21 protein-coding genes are annotated in these 22,678 nt (G+C 59.8%); 8 read left to right on the top strand and 13 right to left on the bottom strand.

Going from position 1 to position 22,678, the window contains the following annotated elements; genetic code table 11:
* The first annotated feature begins 18 nt into the window (after positions 1–18).
* On the top strand, positions 19–996 hold the full coding sequence (locus CEC48_RS22890; protein WP_088425822.1) for a LysR family transcriptional regulator: 978 nt from the start codon (positions 19–21) through the stop codon (positions 994–996).
* Positions 997–1,787: 791 nt separating this feature from the next.
* Here the strand turns inward: CEC48_RS22890 and potE are convergent.
* Positions 1,788–3,104, bottom strand: coding sequence for a putrescine-ornithine antiporter (potE, locus tag CEC48_RS22875; RefSeq protein ID WP_088425819.1), 1,317 nt, complete (start codon positions 3,102–3,104; stop codon positions 1,788–1,790).
* Positions 3,105–3,154: 50 nt separating this feature from the next.
* Positions 3,155–4,051: an AraC family transcriptional regulator gene (locus CEC48_RS22870; RefSeq protein ID WP_176438770.1), complete on the bottom strand. Its 897-nt coding sequence runs from the start codon at positions 4,049–4,051 to the stop codon at positions 3,155–3,157.
* A gap of 139 nt (positions 4,052–4,190) precedes the next feature.
* Here CEC48_RS22870 and CEC48_RS22865 point away from each other — a divergent pair, with 139 nt between their 5' ends.
* From CEC48_RS22865 to CEC48_RS22855, 3 genes are read left to right on the top strand one after another with little or no spacing between them, the layout of a single operon-like run.
* Positions 4,191–4,934 carry an SDR family NAD(P)-dependent oxidoreductase gene (locus CEC48_RS22865; protein ID WP_088425818.1) on the top strand — a complete coding sequence of 248 codons (744 nt, stop codon included), beginning with the start codon at positions 4,191–4,193 and terminating at the stop codon, positions 4,932–4,934.
* Between the two features lie 16 nt (positions 4,935–4,950).
* Positions 4,951–5,352: a VOC family protein gene (locus tag CEC48_RS22860; RefSeq protein ID WP_088425817.1), complete on the top strand. Its 402-nt coding sequence runs from the start codon at positions 4,951–4,953 to the stop codon at positions 5,350–5,352.
* Entirely contained in the window at positions 5,349–6,326 is a 978-nt protein-coding gene (locus tag CEC48_RS22855; protein ID WP_088425816.1) for a trans-acting enoyl reductase family protein, read from the top strand. The genes CEC48_RS22860 and CEC48_RS22855 overlap by 4 nt, the downstream gene beginning before the upstream one ends.
* Positions 6,327–6,351: 25 nt before the next feature.
* Here CEC48_RS22855 and CEC48_RS22850 read toward each other — a convergent pair whose 3' ends face one another.
* Positions 6,352–6,783, bottom strand: a complete 432-nt coding sequence (locus tag CEC48_RS22850; protein WP_088425831.1) for a hypothetical protein — start codon at positions 6,781–6,783, stop codon at positions 6,352–6,354.
* A 162-nt stretch (positions 6,784–6,945) separates the two neighbouring features.
* Here CEC48_RS22850 and CEC48_RS22845 point away from each other — a divergent pair, with 162 nt between their 5' ends.
* Positions 6,946–7,959: an ABC transporter substrate-binding protein gene (locus CEC48_RS22845; protein ID WP_088425815.1), complete on the top strand. Its 1,014-nt coding sequence runs from the start codon at positions 6,946–6,948 to the stop codon at positions 7,957–7,959.
* Between the two features lie 77 nt (positions 7,960–8,036).
* On the opposite strand, the gene CEC48_RS22840 is transcribed toward CEC48_RS22845, so the two are convergent.
* The 10 genes from CEC48_RS22840 to CEC48_RS22795 all read right to left on the bottom strand — a co-directional run bounded on the left by CEC48_RS22840 (position 8,037) and on the right by CEC48_RS22795 (position 19,765).
* Positions 8,037–8,966, bottom strand: a complete 930-nt coding sequence (locus CEC48_RS22840; RefSeq protein ID WP_256579764.1) for a LysR substrate-binding domain-containing protein — start codon at positions 8,964–8,966, stop codon at positions 8,037–8,039.
* Positions 8,967–9,376: 410 nt separating this feature from the next.
* Positions 9,377–11,173, bottom strand: a complete 1,797-nt coding sequence (locus tag CEC48_RS22835; protein WP_088425813.1) for an FAD/NAD(P)-binding protein — start codon at positions 11,171–11,173, stop codon at positions 9,377–9,379.
* Between the two features lie 3 nt (positions 11,174–11,176).
* On the bottom strand, positions 11,177–12,211 hold the full coding sequence (gene sbnB / locus CEC48_RS32270; RefSeq protein WP_088425812.1) for a 2,3-diaminopropionate biosynthesis protein SbnB: 1,035 nt from the start codon (positions 12,209–12,211) through the stop codon (positions 11,177–11,179).
* Entirely contained in the window at positions 12,204–13,196 is a 993-nt protein-coding gene (gene sbnA, locus CEC48_RS32265) for a 2,3-diaminopropionate biosynthesis protein SbnA (RefSeq protein ID WP_088425811.1), read from the bottom strand. The genes sbnB and sbnA overlap by 8 nt, the downstream gene beginning before the upstream one ends.
* An 18-nt stretch (positions 13,197–13,214) precedes the next feature.
* The gene (locus CEC48_RS22820; protein WP_176438769.1) at positions 13,215–14,474 is read right to left on the bottom strand and encodes a SidA/IucD/PvdA family monooxygenase; all 1,260 of its coding nucleotides are present in this window, start codon (positions 14,472–14,474) and stop codon (positions 13,215–13,217) included.
* A 13-nt stretch (positions 14,475–14,487) separates the two neighbouring features.
* On the bottom strand, positions 14,488–15,390 hold the full coding sequence (locus tag CEC48_RS22815) for an ABC transporter substrate-binding protein (RefSeq protein WP_088425809.1): 903 nt from the start codon (positions 15,388–15,390) through the stop codon (positions 14,488–14,490).
* A gap of 48 nt (positions 15,391–15,438) precedes the next feature.
* Positions 15,439–16,461, bottom strand: coding sequence for an FAD-binding oxidoreductase (locus CEC48_RS22810; protein WP_176438768.1), 1,023 nt, complete (start codon positions 16,459–16,461; stop codon positions 15,439–15,441).
* 10 nt (positions 16,462–16,471) lie between these two features.
* Positions 16,472–17,980 (bottom strand): methionine--tRNA ligase, encoded by a 1,509-nt coding sequence (locus CEC48_RS22805; protein ID WP_088425807.1) that lies wholly within the window; start codon positions 17,978–17,980, stop codon positions 16,472–16,474.
* Complete coding sequence (locus tag CEC48_RS22800; protein ID WP_088425806.1) at positions 17,973–18,362, bottom strand: cupin domain-containing protein; 390 nt, start codon at positions 18,360–18,362, stop codon at positions 17,973–17,975. Before CEC48_RS22800 ends, CEC48_RS22805 begins: the two co-directional genes overlap by 8 nt.
* Before the next feature lie 152 nt (positions 18,363–18,514).
* Positions 18,515–19,765, bottom strand: a complete 1,251-nt coding sequence (locus CEC48_RS22795; protein ID WP_088425805.1) for an MFS transporter — start codon at positions 19,763–19,765, stop codon at positions 18,515–18,517.
* Between the two features lie 70 nt (positions 19,766–19,835).
* Here CEC48_RS22795 and CEC48_RS22790 point away from each other — a divergent pair, with 70 nt between their 5' ends.
* From CEC48_RS22790 to cysE, 3 genes are all read left to right on the top strand, one after another.
* Positions 19,836–20,531 (top strand): helix-turn-helix transcriptional regulator, encoded by a 696-nt coding sequence (locus tag CEC48_RS22790; RefSeq protein WP_088425804.1) that lies wholly within the window; start codon positions 19,836–19,838, stop codon positions 20,529–20,531.
* 90 nt (positions 20,532–20,621) lie between these two features.
* Complete coding sequence (locus CEC48_RS22785; protein WP_088425803.1) at positions 20,622–21,839, top strand: amidohydrolase; 1,218 nt, start codon at positions 20,622–20,624, stop codon at positions 21,837–21,839.
* Entirely contained in the window at positions 21,823–22,650 is an 828-nt protein-coding gene (gene cysE / locus CEC48_RS22780; RefSeq protein WP_088425802.1) for a serine O-acetyltransferase, read from the top strand. Before CEC48_RS22785 ends, cysE begins: the two co-directional genes overlap by 17 nt.
* Positions 22,651–22,678: the final 28 nt, after the last annotated feature.

Here is a 22,678-nt window from a genome sequence, read left to right as displayed (position 1 = left end):
CAAGACAGGGAGTCTCCCATGGTATTTCTTGACCCGGCTGTACCTCACGGCACCACGCCCTACCGCGCGCTGACTGAGTCCCGTGAGGCCTGGCTGGCCCTGGCTGCCACCATCGAGCCCGAGGTGGCGCAGTATTTCCTGATCAGTGCGCGCTGCGGTTGTTTCATGCAGGCCGCGCGCAGCCTCAACATCAAGGCCACGCAATTGCGCAAGCGCCTGGCGCAACTGGAGGAGCAACTGTGCCGCTCGCTGTTCAGCTACCAGGGCAATGTTCTGTCCCTCAGTCGCGAGGGGCAGCAGTTGCAGGCGCAACTGATTGCCCTGGCCCATGAGCGGCGCCTGCCGGTGCTGGAACAACCGTTGATTCGGCTGGCGGTTGCCGAGTCGATCCTGCATGACATTTTGGGGCGTGACCTGATTGCGCTGCTGCGGCGTAATGCGAGTGTGCGGTTGGAGATCATTTCCATCGACAGTGAGTTGGCGTTGCGGGCGCTGGATGCGGATGTGGTGGTGTGGTTGTCGGGGATGGAGTCGCCGGGGCCTGGGCCGAGCTTTGGCATTGGTGCGCCTGAGGTGTTGGCGCGGCTGGATTATTCGCCGCACATTGCCAAGCGTTACTCGCGGTTGGCGGTGCGGCCGGACAGTATCGAGGACCTGGCGGATTATATGTTGGTGCAGTGGCAGCCCGACCGGCAGGTGGAGGCGTTGCGGCCCTGGAACAGTCTGGTGGAGCAGCGTTTGGCGGGGGTGGTGCAGGTGCAGGCGTATCCGTTGATGCTGGAGATGATTCGCTGCAGTGCGTGTATTGGGTTGTTGCCGCGGTATATGAGTTGTTTTGACCGGGGGTTGACGGCGTTGGACGGGGTGTTTTTGGAGGGGATGCAGCGGCAGGTCTGGATGGGGGTGAGTGCTGAGGTAAGGCATGCGCAGGAGGTGGGGTGGGTGGTGGAGATGATTCGGAATACGTTTCTCGAACGGAGGGAGTGGTTTGATTGATTGAGTACATATCCGTTGCTGCGGTAACGGCTTCCTATGGTTGCGCTCTTAAAGCGGGTCACTTTTGGCAAACGCCCGGAATGCCGGCCCAGCCAAAAGTAACCAATGGGTCTTTGCCCCACCACTCGGTGCCTCGCCTAGGCTCGGCATGCCGGAACGAAGGCCCGATTCCGCGGGTCGCTGCGATGGGCCATCCCTGGCCCAGCGCCGGTAAACCGGCGTCCGATTTACCCGCTGCACCGTGCCTACTTGCGGCCATCGTGGTTGAGGGGGGCCCGCAGATCAAAAGCCGCTCCTCTGTAGGAGCGAGCTTGCTCGCGAAAAACCTGAGGGCACCGCGTTCATTAAGGATGTCAGCGTCATCGTTAACGACCTTCGCGAGCAAGCCCGCTCCCACATTTGGACCGTGCCCGCTTTTGTTTTTGATTTTGCTTTTGCTCTACACCACTCAAGCCGGCCGGTAGGCCGCTGTGTTCTTGATCTGCTTTTGATCTTGATCTTAGGCGCCCCGTTAAACCACGCTGGCCGAACGCAGGTAGTACGGAGCGGGTAAACCGGCAGGACGCCGGTTTAGCCGCGACGGGGCAGGGACGCCCCGTCGCGGCGGCCCGCTTCGTGCTACCGGAGCTGAGGGCACACCGAGCCTAAGCGAGGTGCCGAGTGGTGGGGCAAGAGCGTTTTGCTTACTTTTGCGCTGTTCAAAAGTGAGCCGCTGTAAGAGCGGAACCAATCGAAGCCATCACCCAAATAACGGATATACACCCAACTACCGCACCAACAATCCATTCACCTCACCCAGCATCGGTGGTGACGAATCGCCGGGCCAGAAACCCGTACAACAGATACCCAAACGCCAACACCAGCGTCGCGCCAAACACCGCCTCTTCATTGCACGCATAAATCGCATACAACGAGTACCCCACGGCAATCAGCAACACCGTGGTATTGCGTGCATAAACCGACCGTGGCACCCGCGCCTTGTGCATCATCACCAGCAGCCCGGTGAGCGCCATCACGTAAGGGATCAAGTTAGTCACCACCGCCAGGTTCACCAGCTTGCTGAACTGGGCGCTGGCGGTGGGCGAGATGGTTGACAAGGCAATCAGGCTCTGCAAAACCGCGCAGGCGATCATCCCCAGCACCGGCGCGTGGGCACGGGTGACCCGGCTGAAGAAGCGCGGAAACAGACGTTGGTCCGCCGACATCTTGGCCGTTTGCGCCAGGGTGAATTGCCAGCCCAGCAGCGAGCCAATGCACGCCACCACCGCCAGCGCCATGATGATGTCGCCCACCAGCGGCGTGAATATCTGCGCGTACACCAGGGCAAACGGCGCAGAAGACTCGGCCAATTCGGCGTTGGGCACGATGCCCTGGATCACGCTGGTCGACAGCACATACACCAGCGCCGCGCCCAGGGTACCGAGCAGGCAGGCCAGCGGCACGGTGCGCTTGGGGTCTTCGACGGCGTCATAGCCCTGGGCGGCGGATTCCATGCCGAGGAACGCCCAGAGGGTCAGCGGGATACTGGCGCCAATGGCGTCCCACAGTTGCAGTTGGTTGGGGTTCCAGGCGTCGCTGAACACCCCAGCCTTGAAATAGAACCAGCCGATCACACTCAAACCGGCCACGGGAATGATCACGCCCCACACCGTGATCACGCCGATCCGGCCGGTCAGGCGCGGGCCGCCGAAGTTGGCCACGGTGGTCAGCCAGATCAGCCCCAGGGTGCCGATAAACAATGGGATAGGCCCGCTGCCCAGCCACGGGATGAAGGACGACAGATAGCCCACCGCCGAAATCGCAATCGCCACGTTGGCGATGATCAGCGACAGGAAATACAGAAACGAACACAGGAAGAACCCCGACTTGCCGTGGGCCTCTTCGGTATAAGCCGACATGCCGCCCGTGCGCGTACAGAAGAGGCCGCATTGGGCAAAGCAGTACGCGATTGCCATCGAGCCCACGGCGGTGATCACCCAGGACAGCAGCGAAATCGCGCCCAACTGCGCCATGCTGGCGGGCAACATGATGATGCCCGAGCCCATCATGTTGATCGCCACCAGGGTAGTCAGGCCCATCAGGCTCATCTTCTTGCTTGGCTCTGCCATCGGCAATTCCTTGTCGTGCGGGCGTGCGCTGGCAGGCTAGCACGTTGCGGTCAGTTCGCCCTCGGGCCGCGGTTTTCCCCCAGGATTCGCGCTGCATCCCGCGCCGGCGGCAGGCCGAACACCCGGGCGTAATCGCGGCTGAACTGGGTAGCGCTTTCATAGCCGACTTCGAAGGCGGCGCTGGTGACGTTTTTGGCGCTGGCGACCATCAGCGTGCGGGCCTGCAGCAAGCGCACGCGTTTTTGATACTGCAACGGGCTCAGGTTGGTGACGGCCTTGAAGTGCCGGTGGAAGGCCGACACGCTCATCGCGGCTTTCTGTGCCAGGGCTTCCACCCGGATCGGTTCGGCAAAGTCCCGGCGGATCCACTGGATGGCTTGGCTCACCCGGGCCATGGCCGTGTCGGGTGCCGCTATTTCACGCAGCATCCAGCCGTGGGGCCCTTGCAGCACGCGGTAGAGAATTTCGCGCTCGTAAACCGGCGCGAGGGCGGCTATTGCCTCAGGGTTGCCCATCAGCCGCAACAGGCGCAGCCAGGCGTCCATCAGTTCGGGGGTGACGGCGGCCACGGAAAATCCCGCGTCGTGGTCGTAGCGTCCGGCAGGTTTGGGCAAGTCGCCGAGCAGCGTCGCGAGCACGGTCGGGTCCAGTGTCAGGCTGACCGCCAGATAAGGTTCGCCGGTGGCCGCCGGGTGTACGGTGCCAACCGCTGGCAGCTCGATGGACATCACAAAATACGTCGCCGGGTCATATCGCAGCGTGCGATCGCCCACGGTCATGGATTTGCTGCCCTGCAGGATCAGGTTGATCATCGGGTCATACACGGCGGCCAGCATGTGTTCGGGAATCGCGCCCTGGACCATGGCCACGCGCGGGATGCCCGTTTCAGTCCGGCGGTTTTCGGCCTTGGCGGCCAAGGCACGCAGTTCGATCAGTTGTGTGTTCATGCCGGCCATGCTGAGCGCCCGGGTGTGCACTGTGCAAGCAAAAAGCAGAAACAGGCAGGTTTCGAGCAGGAACGGCTGCGTCGGGGCAGGCGCACGCGCCTACTGTGGTGACTCATTTGAGCAAGCAGTGGAGCAAGACATGAGCGTTATCCTCATTACCGGCGGTAGCCGTGGCATTGGTGCCAGCACCGCAGCGTTATGTGCCCGGCACGGCATGGGCGTGATTCTGACTTACAACAGCCATCCAGAAGCTGCCCAGGCGGTTGTGCAGAAGATTGAGTCGGCGGGCGGCAAGGCAGTCGCGCTGCGATTGGACGTGGCTGACGTCAGCTCCTTTGAGGGCTTTGGCGAGGCGGTAAAACAGGCGTTATCGGCCACCTGGGGCGAGAGCGGCTTGAGTGGCCTGGTGAATAACGCAGGTTATGGCCTGTTCAATCCTCTGGAATCGGTCACTGAGGCCCAGTTCGACGGCCTGTTGAATGTGCACCTCAAAGGCCCGTTTTTCCTGACTCAAGCCTTGCTGCCGTTGCTGCAAGCGCATGCCTGCATCGTCAACCTGACCAGCGCGACGACCCGCGTGGCTACCGCCGGCGTTGCACCTTACGCAGCCTTCAAGGGCGCGCTGGACGTACTCACCCGTTACATGGCCAAGGAGTTTGGCGGGCGGCAGATCCGGGCGAATGCCGTGTCGCCAGGGGCAATCCGTACCGAGCTGGGCGGCGGGCTTAATGATGAATTCGAAGCGCTGCTGGCTTCACAAACGGCTCTTGGCCGAGTCGGCGAACCTGAGGATGTGGCGCGTGTTATCGCGATGTTGTTGTCGGAAGACGGCCGCTGGATCAATGCCCAGACGATCGAGGTCGCGGGCGGTTACATCATCTGAAGAGCGAGGCTACAGCATGCTGGATCACATTTTTTTATCGGTCAGTGACATTCAACGCTCGATCGATTTTTACCATGGCGCACTGACACCGCTGGGCATCACCACGCGCCACGACTACGACGGCAAGGACGGCCCGCCAGGCCATCCGGACCTCAAGGGGTTCGGCGCCAATGGGCGGATATTCTTCTGGTTGCGCGAGGGCGTGGTTGAGGGCAGGGCGGTGCATGTGGGTTTTGTCGCCAAAAGCCGCGCCGAGGTTGATGCGGCCTACCAGGCGGCGATGAATGCCGGCGCCGTCGACAATGGGCCCCCCGGCGCACGCTTGCACTATGACCCGAACTACTACGCCGCCAACGTGCTGGACCTCGACGGCTACAGCCTGGAATTCGTCTACAAGAACTGGCAGCACGCCCAATGAAAACTTTAATGATCTACGGCGCCACGGGCTACACCGGGCGCATGGCGGCCGAAAACGCCAAGGCGCAAGGGCTGGACCTGGTGATCGCCGGGCGCAATAGCCAACGCCTGGCACCGCTGGCTGCGCAACTGGGCGTGCCGTACCGCGTGTTCACCCCGGACACCCTCGCAGGTGATGCCCTGGATGGCATAGACGTGCTGTTGAACTTCGCGGGGCCGTTTGCGCAGACGGCGGGCGCGCTGATGCAGGCGTGTATCGCGGCACGCGTCGACTACCTGGACATCACCGCCGAAATCAACGTTTACCGCTTGGCAGAACAACTGGGTGCCGGGGCAGCCGAGGCGGGCGTCTTGCTATTGCCCGGGGTTGGCTGGGATGTGGTGCCGACGGATTGCCTGGCGATGCACGTGGCGCGTCGGGTGCAGACCCCGCAGTCGCTGACAGTAGCGTTACAGGTCGCCGGTTCCATGTCCCGGGGTTCGGCCATGAGCGTCGGTGAAATCATCGGCGCGGGGCTCCTGGCGCGGGTGGACGGGCAACTCATCGCTACCGCGGATGCCCAGCCACAGCTCCTGGATTTTGGCGATGGCCCGGTGCTGTGCGCACCGCTGTCCTTTGGTGACCTGGTCACAGCGTGGCATTCCACGGGTATTCCGAATATCGCCATGTTCGTGCACATCAGCGGCGATGCGTTTCCCGAAGGTGACCTGTCACAGCTGCCCGACGGCCCCAGCCTGCAACAGCGCGAGGCGCATCGTGCCCGGGCAGTGGCGCAAGTCACAGGGGCCGATGGCCGCGTGGCGCGTTCGGTGATCGAGACCGTTAACGGCTACACCTACACTCCGTTGGCGGCGGTGGAAGCGGCACGTCGGGTGTTGGCCGGTGAACGCCAACCGGGTTTCGCAACGCCGGGGCAAGTGTTCGGTGTTGGATTTGCCGAAACCATCGCAGGCACCACGATTACCGACCTGTAAGCCAATCCCCACCGAGACCGTGCCGTCAGGCGACTGCCTGCGGCTGCATCCTCAACTCACCTTCCACATCCTTGACCAGCCCACTGGCCAGGAACAGCGGTGCCACGCGTTTGTGCAACTGCGGCTCGACAAACTCTTTCACCGTGTCCAGCGCCAGCGTGCCGCTCAACGGCAGTTCGGCCTTGGTGTAGGACAGCCAGGCCTTCTTCAGCATCAACAGCACGTCGCTGCCGGCGGTGGAGGCGAAGCGGCGATGGACTTTCTTGGCGTCGAAATCGAAGGTGTGCTGGAACTCGTAACCGGCCTCGTTGCCTTCGCTGGCGACGCAGCGGATGCAGGTGCAGGGGCCATCGCCGAAGGCGCTGCGCAGGTAAGTGTTGAAGTCCACCACGGGCTTGAGTGACAGGCGCTTATCCACCTCGAACAAGTCACCGGTCATTTTTTCGTCAGTGTTCAAGGTCCATTTCCTCGCAGCGGTTTTTTCAAGGGCGGCACGATACCAGCCGAAGGCACCGGCAGGCAGTGTTTTTCGCATATCCATAGATCCCGATGTTCTTTTTCCGCGTGCCCGTTCGTCGCTACGCTCGCTGCCCTTCTCATTAATGCGGCAGACCCCCTCATGACCGTCAAGCGTCCCTCATTGACTCTGCTGGCAGCTGCTCTGGCGGCGACCGGCGTTTTGCTCAGCCCTGGCGCCCAGGCCGAAGGCAAGATCAGCATCGCCCAGCAATTCGGCATCGGCTACTTGATCCTCGACGTGGTTCGTGACCAGAACCTGATCGAGAAGCACGGCAAAGAGCAGGGCCTGGACATCAAGGTGGAGTGGAACAGCATCTCCGGCGCCACCGCGATGAACGAGTCGCTGCTGGCTGGCGCGCTGGACGTGGTATCGGCGGGTGTGCCGCCGATGCTGACGCTATGGGACCGCACCAAGGGCAAGCAGAACGTCAAGGCCATCGCTTCGCTGGGGTCGATGCCCAACTACCTGCTGACCAATAACCCGGACGTGAAGACCCTCAAGGACTTCAGCGAAAAAGACCGCATCGCCGTACCGGCAGCGGGCGTGGGCTTCCAGTCGCGCACCTTGCAGATCGAAACCGCCAAGCAATTCGGGAATGACAACTACAAAAAGTTCGATGACATCTCCATCAGCCTGGCGCATCCGGACGCCACCGCCGCGCTGATTGCCGGTGGTTCGGAGATTAACGCGCACTTTTCCAGCCCGCCGTTCCAGTACCAGGAACTGTTGAATCCCAAGGTGCACAAAGTGCTGAGTTCCTACGACATTCTCGGCGGCCCGGCCACGTTCAACGTGCTGTACACCACCGAGAAATTCCACGACGAAAACCCCAAGACCTACAAGGCGTTCTATGACGCGTTGGCCGAGGCCGAGACCATCATCAAGGCCGACAAGCCGGCAGCGGCCCAGGCCTACATTCGTGTAGAACAGTCGAAGTTACCGCTGGCGCTGGTGGAGAACATCGTCCAGGACCCGGAAATCGACTTCACCATCGTGCCGCAGCGTACCTATATCTATGCCGAGAAATTGCAGGAACTGGGCGTGCTGAAAAACAAGGCGGGGAGCTGGAAGGATTACTTCTTTGAAGAGGCCCATGGCGGCGACGGTAGTTGAAACAGCGCCCGAGATGAAAAACCGCTGATGCCCCAGCGGTTTTTGACACGGTAATGATCCGATTATGCAGTGCATGCTTATTCGCATACGTAATCAGCTTGTCGGGAATGGGGGGAGAGTTCGGTTGTCTTGAAAAACAGGCCGACCTCCGCTTTTATCCAGTTCTTGAAGATGTTTATCTTCCAATCGTCCGCTTGTTCCTGCGTGCTCACCAGGTAATAAGCCTCCTCGGTTTGCGATGAGGCCTCAAGGACTGGCACCACCAATCCAGCCTCAATGGCAGGGCGTGCGTACACATCACTGACCAGTGCCAAACCCTGGCCCGCTATGGCTGCTTCGATCAGCAGGTGATCATCGGTAAAGCTGGAACCGCGCCGTGAACGGTTATCCTCGACTCCGTAAGTCTTGAGCCACAGCTTCCAGTTCGAACGACTGGCGTCCTGAAGCAGCGGGTAGCACAGGCAGTCGGCAGGTGCCTGAATCCGTCGATCCTTTTTCAGCAACCCGGGGTGCGCTATCGGCAGCACTTTGGGCGCCCACAGTTTTTCGCTGTGATGGCCCGGGTAGATGCCCTGGCCATGGCGGATCGCAATGTCGATGCCGTCGCGGCGGAGGTCTGCCGGGTGATGGGAGGTGGACAGGTTGATTTCGAAGTCTGGCCAACGCTGTTGAAACCGAGTGAGTCGTGGAATCAGCCAGGAACTGGCGAAGGACACGGTGGTATTGACCGATAGCCGGGCAGACTTGCTTCGAAACAGCTCGAAGTCCTCCCATACCGCCTCAATGTTGTTGAACGAGACGGCCAACTGGTCCATAAGGTTCCTGCCCGCGCTGGTCAGGCTTATCTCTCGATGGGATCGCTCAAACAGTTTTACGGACATCCGGTCCTCAAGACTTTTTATCTGCTGGCTGATGGCGCCAGGAGTAACGCACAGTATGTCGGCAGTCTTTTTCATGCTGTTATGTTTACAAACCTCTACAAATATATGGAGCGATGATAGTGGCATTGATCTGCTCATCGTTCAGTCCCTTGTTGTAGTTCTATCACTGCGAAACCCATGCTGCTATTCAAAGAGTTATTTTTTGCCAAGACAGGTCTCGGCCTCTGCGCTCGGCCGGGGTGGAGACGTTCTTGTATATTAAAGTACTCGCCCTGAAGCGGCGAAATGGCGATCAGGGACTAGGGGGTTTGTAGAACATCGATATTCCCATATAGAGGGTCATTGGTTGCGCTAATATGGTGCGTTTGAGGCCAGGCCGCAGCGAAGTTTAATCATTTAATACGCTTCATGAATGAAGAGGTGAGCGCGGGTGTTCGTTGGAGTTTTGTGTACGCTAATCTCAAAGTTATATGTATGCAAGTGCGTAAAAATATTATTTCCTGGTGCCCCAAAATGTAAGCTGGGTGTTTGTTTTCCTAAAAGGTATTGCTGAAACAATGGCTGTAGTAATGAATGGCGTTGTTCAGGCACTTTTCCAGTGTCGATGAAATACGTGAGCGGCTGCCGGAGGGCACGTAGTGGTTGTAATAACTGGAGCCTTCCAGTGTCGGACCAAATACATAGATTCGCTTTCGTAAGTGTGAATGTACAAAGTCCGGTTGATTGTAGGTTGAGAAATCGCTATAGGCCTGGCGGGAAAGTGCGCCTGGGTCTTCGATAATCGAACTTAGCAGGGCGTGCAGTTCATGTTGGGCATGCCGCGCGCTGATGTTGGCTTTTATCAGGTGGTCGAATATAAACCGTTGCTCTACGGGTTTCTTGAGAGTAAGGGTGTACTGCCGTGTAACCGGATTAAAACTGTCGGTGGCGTCGTAGCCAGGCAGGATATTAACGTGGCCACTTTGAATCAATGCCACCAACTCTGCGTGGCGTTCTTTTTGTGGCCCGGCCACCAGTCTATTGATCAACGGGCAGTAGTGCGTATAAAAAACATGATGGGCGTCGCGGTTCAATCCTTGATGATCGATGGCATAACACAGCTCGTTTCGCAGGTCGCGCCAGATCTCCAGGGATTTCTTCAACGGGTTGTGTCGGCAGCCTTCAGTACTCTCCTGGATATCCGTTTGCAACTGGGCGACAAACCACAGGGGGTAGCTACTGTCGGTCAGGTCATCGGGTGGATTGCATGGCAGGACCTGATGGGGGAGGTAGGCACCATATTCTTCGGCCAAACGAGTGAAGAGACCGGGCAGGTTTCCGGCGGCCAGTGCCTGTTGCAGTCGGGCCCGGGCTTTCCGGTATTGCGACTGGTAGCCATCGACGCTGTTTTCATATTGGCTTGCACAGGCGCAGTAGTAGGCCGCTGCCATTTCCTGATGAAGCAGGGGCAGTAACTGTTTTTCAAAGTCGATTTTCTGGTCTGGTGTGCCGCGTCGTATTTGGTCGATAGCCGCGCGAGTGAGCAGCAACGGCTGGTGGCGAATCACTGCGTCGTCGACTTCCGGCCTCGCCCGGTAGGGCATGCCGGAGTTGCTGTACAGGTTGATGACCGGCTCATGACCGCAAGGCAAGTACTTCAGCCCGCCGGTGGTTCGCTCAAAAGTGCCACCCCGGCCTGTGGTCAAGGCGGCCACAACGTCCATGGCCGTCAGCCCGACCCCCTGGATGGCCACCGTTGAATCGCAGGCGATGGCTTCAAGGGCGCCGGGCAAGGGGTAGGGCTTGATGCCTGGCATGGCAGATGTGTTGCCGGACAGTACGCCATGCCCGGTACACAGCAGCAAGGTATCGTAGGCTCCGCTCACGGGCGGCGAAGCGAGCAGTCGAAAGCGCCCATCCGGCTCGTCCTCAACTGCGTGAATCAAGCTGCACGAGGATTCGAACCTGACGTTGCCGGGCGTGTGTTCCAGCAATTGGGTGAAAAACCACTGCAGGTACAAGCCCAGGTATTTGCGCGGCAAATACGCAAAGCGATCCTGTGCACCGCTGATGGCCCCCGGATGTTCGCGCGCTAACCAATCATAGAGGGTGGGGCGGAACGAGTGCCTGGGAAACAGTGAGAAGTCGTCGTCCTCGAACATCGACAGTTGACCCGCCACGGTATTGAGGCGAAGGTAATCGGCCTGGTCGATGCGGTGAACGCCCTGGCCCGCAGCCTGGACATCGAAGGCATGTACCGTGACCGATACCTGGGGATGACGCTTGGCCATGGAAAAGGTTTTGGCCAATGCCAGCAAGCCTGTGGCGCCTATCCCGACAAGTGCTATTCGCATGGCTCAACTCCAGCGGACGGTGGATTCGAAGAAGTCATCGACGGGCATTGCCTGGTGCTGGGCAAGCGCGATGTTCAGGATTTTTTTACCCAGCGCCACGTCAAGCACACCCAGGCCAAACGGCGAAAAAATCAACGGGCGGCGTTGGTCGGGCGTGCATTCCCCGAGCATCAGTTGTGCCAGGGTGCAATGGATGAAGTCGCGATGGCCTACCTGTTGTTCAGTCACATGCAATGAGGTGTTGGCCTTGAGGCAGTGTTCCGTGTCGTCGGTCACATTGAAGGCCTCCAGGATATGGCCGGGCGCCAGGTCGCGCAGGGACACATTGAGCAGCACGGTGCCGGCCTTTAGTGAGTACTGCTCATCGATATAGGGCTGCGAGGCATTGGTGGCCAGTACCACCACATTGGCTTCCAGGGCATGTTCGAGGTGTTTTACCAGCGTGCAATCAAGCCCCAGCGCTTGGGCATGGGCCTTGAAGGCCGCGGCAGAGTCCGGGTCGGTATCGTGGATCAGAACCTCGCCGATAGACCACTGGTGAGTGCTGAATTGTTCGAGGATGGTCCGTGAAATAACCCCGGCGCCGACAAACGACAGCCGCGGGATTTCGGTCCGCCGCCCCAGTAGGTAAAAGGTCGACAGGACCGCGGAGGCTGCCGTGCGAACGGCACTGATGATCGACGCTTCCAGCAGCGCGACGGGATAACCCGTCTCCAGGTCATTGAGTAGCAACGTGGCCGAAGCGCGTTGCAGGTTGTGCCGGGTATTACCCGGAAAGCTGGCGATCCACTTGAGCCCGGCGATCTTGTCCAGGCCATCGAGGCTGGCGGCGGGGAGCGCGATAATGCGGTCTGCGGGCCGGTCCTGGAAACGCAGGAAGTAGCTGTCCGGGTTTTCCGTGCAGCCTCGGTGATGCTGCAAGTACGTGTCCCGGACGACGTCCAGCGCCAGAGTGGGAAACTGATTGAAGATGTCCCGGATGGTAGTGCCCCGGACAATGTGAAAATCAGGGTTTTTCAAACGGCTGGTGCTAGGCATGTGAGCGTTCCTTGTCTCGTGTCACGGCACTGGGGCAGGTGTGGTTGAAGTCATAGTCCGGGAATCGCGCGCGCACCCAGTCGTCGTTGTAGATGGTGTCCAGGTAACGCTCGCCGGCATCGGGGGAAATGGCGACGACGGTAGCGTCTGGATGAATGCGGTCTTTCCAGGCCATCACTCCGGCCAGAACCGTGCCAGTGGAGCCGCCGAATAACAGGCCGTTCTGCCTGGCCATGTAACGGCACATCTGGATGGTGTCAGCCTCCTTGACCACTTCCAGGGCATACAGGTTGTCGGGGCGAAACAGCGGCGGCATCTGGCTGGAGCCCAGGCCCGGGATATGACGCTTGCCGGCCGGCCCGCCAAACGTCACGGAGCCCAGGCTGTCTACCGCGATTATCTTGGTGTAGGGGCTGTGTTTTTTGAAGAAGTCGATACACCCCATCAAGGTCCCGGTGGTACCTGCGCCTACGAAGAGGTAGTTGACCCGGGTAAAACTGTTGAAGATCGATGTAGCGGTGGTACGGGCATGGGTTTGCGGGTTCGCCGGATTGGAATACTGGTTAAGCCACAGGCAGTTCGGGTCGGCGGCGATTTTTTGCTGGACGTAGGCGATCCGGGTACCGAGGAAACCACCGTTGGAGTCCTTGGTGTCGACCTGAACGATTCGCGTACCCAGGGCCATCATCAGCTTCAGGTTCGACTGAGAGATATTCGGGTCGCAGACGCACGTGAATCGGTATTTGCGCTCGGCGCAAATCATGCTCAAGGCAACCCCCAGGTTGCCGGACGAGGACTCGATCAGGGTGGTGTTCTCATTGATCAGTCCCTGCTGCTCCAGGCTCAGGACCAGGCCCAGGGCCGTTTTCATCTTGATTGAGCCGGCGGCATTGAAGTAGTCCAGTTTCAACGCGCAACGGATGCCCAGGCCCTTGATGGTGAGGAAAACGTCGTCAAATACGATATCGGAAGAGGCGTTATACATGTCGATACCTATGGGTGTTCAAAACAGTGAGTGGGTCAGGACGCCGGCGCGCATGGCGAGCAAGGAAAACGACTGCCCCTCGCCGATACCGTGGGAGCGCTCGGAAAGGCCGTTGACGAAGATCGCGGGTTTGAACAGCGGGTCGGTGGCCAGCTTGTAATTGCGTTCCACCTGCACGCCGTTGTCGTTGCCCAGTGTCAGCCAGGGTTGCAGTTGCGAGAGTGCCGAAGGGATGTAGTCCTGCGTGTAGCCCGTGCCCAGGATCACGTAGTCAACGCTGACGCTGCTGCGTTCCTGGGTGTACGGGTCGCAGGTTTGCAGGGTGACGTGAGTGGCGGTGTGCGAGGCCGATTCGATGTGGGTGAATATCTGGAGTGCCAGTTTTGGCTTGTTGCTGACCAGGCCCTCATAGAACAGCGAATACAGCGCCTGGCTTTCGTCGACATCAATGCCGGAGTAATTGGTGGACTTGACCTCTTCCAGAATCATCGACTTCTCGGCCTGGCCCAGTTTATGGAAATAGGCCACGCGGTCGGGATGGAACGCCTGGTTGGGAAACTGGCCCAGTTGCGCAATCTTGAAGCCGCTGCTGCGGTGGATCGAAGTGACTTGGGCGTTGGGAAATCGATTCAACAGGTCGACGATGGATTCCCCGGCGCTCTGTCCGGAGCCGATCACCGCGAACGACCAACTGGCCTGGCGATCGAGGGTCTCGATACTGCTCAGGTAGCGCGAGGTGTGAATCACACGGGTGCTGTCCAGCCTGGCGAACTGCCTCGGGATATTGGGCGTGCTGCCGGTAGACAGCACCAGGTTGCGTGTCAGGTAATGCCCCTTGGAGGTCACCACCAACAGTTGCCTGACTTCGCCGCCCTCCATGACTGGCCGGATCTCTTCGACTTCCTCCCCATAGTGCACGTAAGGCGCGAACGCCTTGCCGACCCAGGCCACATAGTCGGACCACTCGTTACGACTGGCAGGACGACCCAGCAGGCCGAATTGATACAGGCGACCATGTTCCTTGAGGTACATGGCGAACGAGTGTCGGCTCTGTGGATTGCGTGGGGTCACCAGGTCGCGCAGGACGTGGTGATTGATGTCGGTGCCGTCCAGGAGAAACTCGGGGTGCCAGGCGCAGCTGGCGTTCTTTTCCAGAAACAGGCATTGCCGGGTGTCCAGCGGTCCTTGGGCGGTTTCTTCGAGGGCACACGCCAAGGCAATGCCGGCGGGGCCAAAACCGATATTGATCATTTCGTAATAGTCGGGCGTTACCTGCATGGGGCACCTGTGTTCAAGCAGAAGTGGAGGGAATGAAGCGTTGGTTGTGGATTTTCCAAAGCGCCGCTCGTGCCATTCGGTTCTCCCCATCGCTGAACTGCACATCGCCCATCACGGTGTCGAAGGTGGCGGTGTGCAGGGCATCGAGCATTTCGCCGGCATGGCTCAGGGCCTTGGCGATTTGCAGGGCAGCGAGGCTTTCCAAGTAATAAGTTTCGTACGCCGACGGCATACGATTGCCCGTCGACAAGCCAACGATGCGCAGGCTGTCCGACGGCGGTGTGTTCTGGATAAACCAGCTGGAGAGCGCATCGTCGGTGAGGTAAACCGGCACTTCACAGCGTTGGTTGAACAGGGCGTTGACGTAACGGATGCTGTTGTTCAAGCGCCCGCAATAGATCACGGCTGCGGCGTGCTTCACTGAGGAGCAAATGCCCACGCTGGAGTTGACCAGAATCGATGTAAGGGCCAGGGCCAGGGATTCACCATGCTCGGTTGAATCATGGGCAATCTGCACGCTGGCGCCTGGGTAACTCTGGAGTAAATGCTTGGCCAGCAGCGTCATCAAGCCGTTGTCGCAGGGGCACAGGCGAAAAGCGATGGCCGTGCTCCCGACCAATTGCTGTTTGGTCGCTGCCGGCAACAGCACGGGTATGCCCAGGCGCTGATACTCCGGCAAGGCGCCCGCTGCGGCGTCGGACGAAAAATGCCCGACCACGATGTCGGCGCCCTTGGCGATCAAACGCTGTGCTGCGCGACGGCCACCCTCGTAGCTGGCGTCGTCGTCTTCGAAGATGAACGACAGCCCTTGAGTGTCATGGGTGTTGACGAAATGGTTGATGGCCGCCAGGAATGTGCGGGCATGTACGGTTCTGGCGCTTTCGAAAATTGCCGAAATACCGATGCAAAAAGGCATGGTCGTCCCTCCCTGGACGTGGGTTTCAAAGAGGCTGCAAAAAGGTGGTCAGCGTTGTCGGGCTATTTGGTCGTAGATGCGCGTTGCGATCGGATAGGCGTATTTGTAGCCAACGCCATTGAGGCCCGTTGCCAGCCACAGGCGTGAACCGGGCCGGTGGGGCCCCAGCCTGGGCAAGCCGTCAGGGGTAAACAGGTCGGTGGCCAGGTCAATCGAGAGCAGTGAGTAGTCATCTACATCACCCAGCAGGCCACGCAATCGCTGCCTGCAGTCCTCGACCATGAGGCGCAGGTGCCGCGGGTCTTCCTCTATTTGCAGCAATCCGGGCCGGATCGCGGTGCTGCTCTGCAAGAGGTTATCGCCGAGCGGCAATACGTAAGTGCTGTCGACATAATCGATGCAAGGCAATGCGGGGACCGACGAACCCCGGAACTTGATGTACGGGATGGTGCGCACCTCTGCCCCTTCGACCGGGCTGAGTGCCGGGCTGCCGGCGCCTGCGGCATTGACCACACATCGTGCACGGTAGACGGTTTCCAGGCTGTGGATCTCGACATGGGTGGTGTGTTGCTGTTCCACCAGGCGCTGGACGGTGCAGCGCTCAATCAGGCAGCCATGTTTGCGCAGGGCCCCACGCAGTGCGCTTAGGGTCGCATGCACGTCGCTGACCGCGGCGCCCGGCTCATGGTAGTAAGTACCGCCGTTGCTCACCGGGCGGCCGGCCAGCGCGGCGGCGGCCTGAGGCGAGATGGCCTGGACCCTGGCGTCTGTGGCTGGCGAACCCCCCGGGGGCATTCGGTACAGCGCGCCGGTTACCTGCTCATGTGCGCGCAAGATCGACTCCACTTCGGTTTCGCCGGGTTTCAGACCCACCAGCTTGGCCAATTGCGCCAGCCGCGGGTTCGGTTCAAAGGTGCGGCATATGCCACCGGTATGGGCGGTCGCACCGCCATAACCACAGCGGCTCTGCTCCACCAACAGGGTATCGACACCGCGTTCTGCCAATAGCGCCGCGAGGGTCAGCCCGATGATTCCGCCGCCAATCACGGCCACCTCGAAATCGTTGTTCATGGCGTGCTCCCTAGATGGAGTAATCAAGGAAGTTGGCATTGATCAGGTTATCCAGGATCAGCGGCTCGTTGAACCCACAGCGTTTCTGCATTTGCCTGGACAAGGTCGGCGTGATCGGTGCGCTGATACATGACGCCAGCGCCACCAGGTAATACAGCGGCTTCTGCGCTTGCAGCCGCGAATAAGCCAGCTCGTAGAGCTCCACCGACAACGAGGCCAGGTTGCGGCTGGAGAAGCTGTCGGCGCTGGTCACTGTGGACCAGCGGTTGTACACCTCGCATAACAGCTTATGTTCATTGCGTTGCATACCGTCCAGCCAGAACGCCGGGGACTCGTGTGTGGCCGCGACGGTCAAGGCTTCGAGCTTCTCCTGGTAGAAGTCCTGGTGCCATGTCACGAACTGGGTTTCAACAAAGTCACTCTCGTGCTCTTCCGGCGCCAGCAGGGCCATGTACAGCCTGACTGAGTCGGTGTCGTAGTCGCTGACCAGATCCCGTATCCAGATGGCGTGGTTGCGGCTGGTGGAAAGGTTCAGGCCGTTGAGTTTCAAGAACATATTGGTGTACAGACGCTGGTTTTTTTTGCCGTAGGGGCCGCCGTCCAGGAGGATGGGGTAGGCGATGCCATGGCTGTAGAGGCAGTCATAGCCCAGGAAGTTGACCAGAGTCGTGTCGTCGGCACGCCAGAAGGCATCGAATAGCTGCGGCGTTTGCTGGTTGACGGTGAAATGTTCTCGAGTCGCTGCGATGTACCCAGCCATGCCCATGAACCATGTGTGGGTTTTGCCCAGGCTGGGCTGGCCGATATCCAGGCCCGCATCGCCATGGCGGGTGATTTGCCAGTCCTGTGGCGTGGGCGCCAACTCCCGCTCGACAAAGGCCTGTGAGTTAAGGCGCACGGCGCTGTCGCTGAGCCAGGTGCGCAGTTTGCGTACGTTCTTGCTGATGTTCAGGTAGGCGTGTTCTTTCTCGACCCACTCATGCTCGCCGCCGCAGAGTTTGCACTTGAAGTTCTTCATGTAGAGGTAGTTCGGTGCGCAGGCACACTCTTCGCATTGGCTTGCGTCTGAATCCTGGCCGCAGCTACTGCACTGCCCACGACCAAAGGCCTCGTAACCCCATGTATTGCATGCGCGACAATAAGGCGCCAGGACGTTTTTCTGATAGATGTTGTGGTTGTTGACGCCGTGGTGATAAAGCTCCAGCACTGCATCACGAAAATAGGTGTTGTCCAGTGAGGTCATCCAGTGGTCAATTTCGATACCGGCCATTTGCAGGCTGATCTTGATCTTGCGGGTGTTTTCCTCGCCGATCAGCGCCGGTTCGCGACCCTGCTCGCGGCCCCGGCGCAGCATGTAGGACTGATAGTCATCGGAGTAAGAAACAAGCACACAGTCATGGCCTTTTTGCCGCTGAGTCCTGGTGAAAATGTCAGCGCTCAAAAAGGGCCCGGCCAGGTGACCGATGTGCAAGTCGCCATTGGGCGTCGGTGGTGTGATGGTGATAATGAATTTAGACATTCTCGGTCTCCAGGTGAGCGATATCGGCGTTCATGTAGTCACCCGCGATGAATTTGTCCCACCAGACGACGTAGAAGTGGAAGTCTTCGTCGCTGTCGTTGATCACGTAATGATTGGTATGTTTCGGGATGGCGGCGATATCGCCGGCTTCAAACACGTACTGCGCGTCACCGATGACCAGCCGACCCTGACCTTTGAGGGCAATGAAGATTTCCTGGTCGATTTGTACGTGGGGTTCGCTGCGGGTGTTGGGCCGTACCACGCACCAGCCGGCGGCAAATGGCATGGGGTAGCCGTCCCAAGGCAGCAGGCGTTTTCCGTCCAGGTCGTATTCATGCACCAGTGCGGACCAATCCATTTTCCTGAAAATTTCAAAACCCATGGGTTCACCCTGCGAGTGGAGAAGTTCACTCGATGGTGTTTCCGGGAGGGTTGATTGACAACGCAGAATTATTCAATTCTGGATTAAGGAGGACTAAATCCAGGGTAGGGCGTATGCGGCCAGGCAGCGCAACTGCCTGGCCGGAGGAGGGGTCAATAGACGGTTTTGCCGAATGGGCGCGCGGTCGAACCGAGATAAAACGACAGGATCGCCAGTGTTTGTACAACCACGGCGGCCACCACGAGGGCGATGATTGCCTGGCCCGGTTCGGAAAAGCTTGAGCGAATCAGGCCGAAGGACGCCGGGGCAAAAGCATAAGTGGCTTGACTGATCGCCACCATTAACGCGATCACCTTGGCGGTTTGTTCGCGGCTGAACTCGGTCTGTGCGATCAGCGGTGGCAGGGAGGTGGCGTTGCCGATGCCTGAACCGATCAACAGCACCGCCACCCAGGCCACTGCCGGGTGACTGTCCAGGCCAAGCAGCATCAGCGTCCCAAGCATCTGGATGGCGTAGCCCAGGCAGGCCAGTTGACGACGGTCGGTGCCCCGGGTCATCAGCCGTGCGGCGAGGTAACGACCGCCCATTGCGCTGGCGGTGGCAAGGCCCATGGCGAATGAGGCGTTATGGGCGCCCATGCGTCCCACCAGGATCGAATACAGGTGCGCGATCAAGCCGATCTGCGCGAACAGCCCCAGCGACATACCGGCGGCCAGGGTACGGAACTTCGCTGACTTGAGGGTCTGTGCGGCAGTCCAGGGCGTGACGCTGGCGCTGGTTGCGATGGGTTCCGGCAGTGCGGCGTTGTCGGGATGCTGGCCCAGGCTTTGCGGGCTTTTGTTGAAGACCAGAAAGGCGAAGCTGCCCATCAGCACCACTGCGGTGATGGTGATCACCAGCGCCGCCGTGCCAAAGCCAAAACGCTCAATCAAAAACACCCATAAGGGCGAGAAGATTACCCCGCCCATGCTGGCACCGTTGTATGCCTTGCCCAGGGCCTTGGGCCGCTCCTTGACATACCAAGGGGCGATCAATGTATTGACGGCGGCGGCACCCAGCGTGACCCAGCCGATGCCCGAGCAGATGGCGCCGGCATACAACACCCATAGCTGGTTGGCCTGAGCCCAGATATTCACCCCGACTCCCAATACGATGCTGCCCAGCAACGTAATGGCAGGCACGCCGAAGCGGGCATAAATCCGCGGCAGGTTGGCAATGACCAGTGTGCCGCTGAGAAAGTGCAGGGTGACGGCTGCCGATACCTGGGCGATTGGCCAGCCAGTACGGTCCATGACGGCCTGCATGTAAATGGGCGGCCCGTAAAAACCTACGCCCCAGCCGACCACTGCCAGGATGAACGTACACGTCAGTACGGTTTGTCCAAAAAAACGGGTGTTCTTCATCGCCATCTCCTCCATGTTGGCTCATAGGTTATGCTTGCGGTGTACGTTTCACTTCGAGGAGCATCGAACAATGGATGTTGAGCAATCCGAATTGCGCCTGGCCAATGTCGCCTCGGCGATTGCCGATCCTGCCAGGGCGCGCATGTTGTGCTGCTTGCTGGATGGCCGGGCCCGTACGGCCACCGAGTTGGCTGTGGTCGCGCAGAAGAGTCCTTCCACGGCGTCCAGCCATTTTCAGAAACTGCTGGAGCAAGGGCTGGTGACGTTGGTTTCCCAAGGGAAGCATCGCTACTTTCAACTCGCAAGTGCCGATGTCGCCAAGGCATTGGAAGGGCTGTTGTCCATTACCTCATTTGAGGTGCCGGCGTTCAAGCCCTCCACGCCTTGCCATCTGCGCCATGCCCGCACCTGCTACGACCATTTGGCCGGGGAGGTGGGTGTCATGTTGCACGATGCCTTGCTGGTGGGCGAGTGGATGTGCCAAGAGCAGGGCGACTATGGACTGACCCCCAAGGGCATTGAGCACCTGACCCGAATGGGCATGGACCTCACCCCCGACACCCAGGCGCGGCGTCGGTTTGCCTTTCCCTGCCTGGACTGGAGCCAGCGTTGCGCCCATGTAGGTGGCACCTTAGGCGCGGCGTTGCTGGGCCATATGGTGCAAGACAAGTGGCTCGTGCGTGCCCTGGATTCGCGTGCATTGACAGTCACTGCCAAAGGCCGCAAGCGCCTGGCGAGCGCGTTTGATATTCAGTTGGGGGGCTGACTGGGTTTAGTTTTTTTCACGCCTGGGTTTAACGCAAATCGATTTTCATCAGGGCGGTAGCGGTCATGATACCCGTCGGAGGACGACATCATGATGATGACCCTGAAACAACAGCAACGCTTTGTGGACCGACTGGCGAAGCTGCGAAAGACCTTGCATGGTATTCCCGAACTGGCTTACCAGGAAACGCAAACCGGCGACACTGTCTGTGCAGAGTTGGACGCGTTGGGGATCCCGTATATTCGCGGGATGGCCAGGACCGGCGTCGTTGGCGTGATCACCAAAGGCAAGGCAGGCCCCTGCATTGCCATTCGTGCCGACATGGATGCCTTGCCCATCGCTGAACAAAACACGTTTGGCCACGTATCACGGCACCCGGGCTGCATGCATGCCTGCGGTCATGACGGCCATATGGCGATGCTGTTGGGCGCCGCCGAGTTGATCAGCCGCCATGTCGATTTCAACGGTACCGTGTGCCTGGTCTTTCAGCCGGCCGAGGAGGGACACGCCGGTGCCAAAGCCATGCTCGATGATGGCCTGCTGGAACGCTTTCCTATCCAGGCAATCGCCGGCCTGCATAATTGGCCCTTGTTGCCCGCCGGCAGTTTTGCCACCCGGTCCGGGCCCCTGATGGCGTCGAGTAACAAGTTCGAGATTCGCCTGGAGGGCAGTGGCGGTCACGCCGCCCAACCCCATGCCGCGACCAACCCGATCACCGCAGCCGCCCACGTGTGCCTGGGGCTGCAATCGATGGTGGCAAGCGAGGTGAATGCGCTCGAAGGGGCCGTATTGACCGTGACCGAGGTCCAGGCAGGCAATGGCTTTAACGTCATCCCTCACACCGTGATTATCCGTGGCACGGTGCGCTCCTTTGACCGTCAGACGGTTGACCGGCTTGCCGGGGCGATCGAGCGGATGAGCAACGGTATCGGCCAGGCCTTTGGTTGCCAGGCGACGGTGGACTTTCGCCGCAGCTACCCACCGCTGATCAACAATGCGTTCATGGTCGACCTGGCGTTGGAGGCCGCCCGGCAGGTGTTCGGCGAACAGCAGGTACTAGACCAGGCGCAGGCCACCATGGCGGCCGAGGATTTCGCTTTTTTCAGCGAGCGTATACCCAGCGTTTTCGCGTTTTTGGGCGCTGCCCGCCAGGCAAATGAACCGCCGCTGCATTCATCCCGCTACGACTTCAACGACGCGATCCTGTATTCAGGGGCAGCCTGGTTTGCCTCGTTCGTACGGACGTGCTTCGCGGCCATGAGTTCGGCTGCTGACCTGGGAGGTCATGCCAATGTTTCTGATCAATGATGATGCACCGCCGCACTATCCGGTCGACGTTGGCGCCCTTGCCGTGCGGCTGTGGCATGTCTTGAACACGCAAGCGATCGCCGCCCTTGAGCGGCATCCAAACCTGGGGTGCCTGGTCATCGGCCCGGTGCTGGAATGCGCGGGCCTCGGCTCGGCCATGGCTGCGCGTATTGCTGGCCTGCTGGGGCCAAGCGAGCCCCACGAACGCCGCTTGATGCATGATGTGCTTCATGAACTCAGCGGCCGGGAGGACATTGTGTGCGCTATCGCCGCCGACCTGGAAGCCGTGGTGCAGCGCGACCCGGCGTTTCAGAGCGAGCTTGAGGTGTTTCTGTTTGCCAAGGGCTTTGTCGCGTTGCAGGCCTATCGCTTTGGCCATGTATTACTGCAACAGGGGCGTCGCCTGGAGGCCTTGTACCTGCAGGCTCGATGTAATGTGGTGCTGGGCATTGATATCAACCCTGCATGCAGGATCGGGCTCGGCGTACTGCTGGACCACGGTACCGGCATCGTCATCGGCGAAACGGCGGTGGTCGAGGATCATGTGTCGATCTTGCAGGGGGTCACCCTGGGGGGCACCGGCAAGGACAGTGGGGATCGCCACCCCAAGGTCAGGACCGGTGTGATGATCGGGGCCGGGGCTAAAATCCTCGGCAATATCGAGATTGGCGCGGGCTCCAAGGTGGGGGCCAACAGTGTGGTGCTCAAAGCCGTGCCTCCCCGGACCACGGTAGTCGGTATTCCAGCCTGTGCAGTGGGCCAGCCACGGCATGAGCGTCCAGCCCAGGAAATGGACCAATCGATCAATTAGCAGCAACGAAAAAAGGCGAGAAGCGGGG

This window comes from Pseudomonas sp. K2I15 (assembly GCF_002204795.1).
In the GTDB taxonomy this organism is placed as follows: domain Bacteria; phylum Pseudomonadota; class Gammaproteobacteria; order Pseudomonadales; family Pseudomonadaceae; genus Aquipseudomonas.
This window is presented reverse-complemented; position numbering and strand designations above follow the sequence as displayed.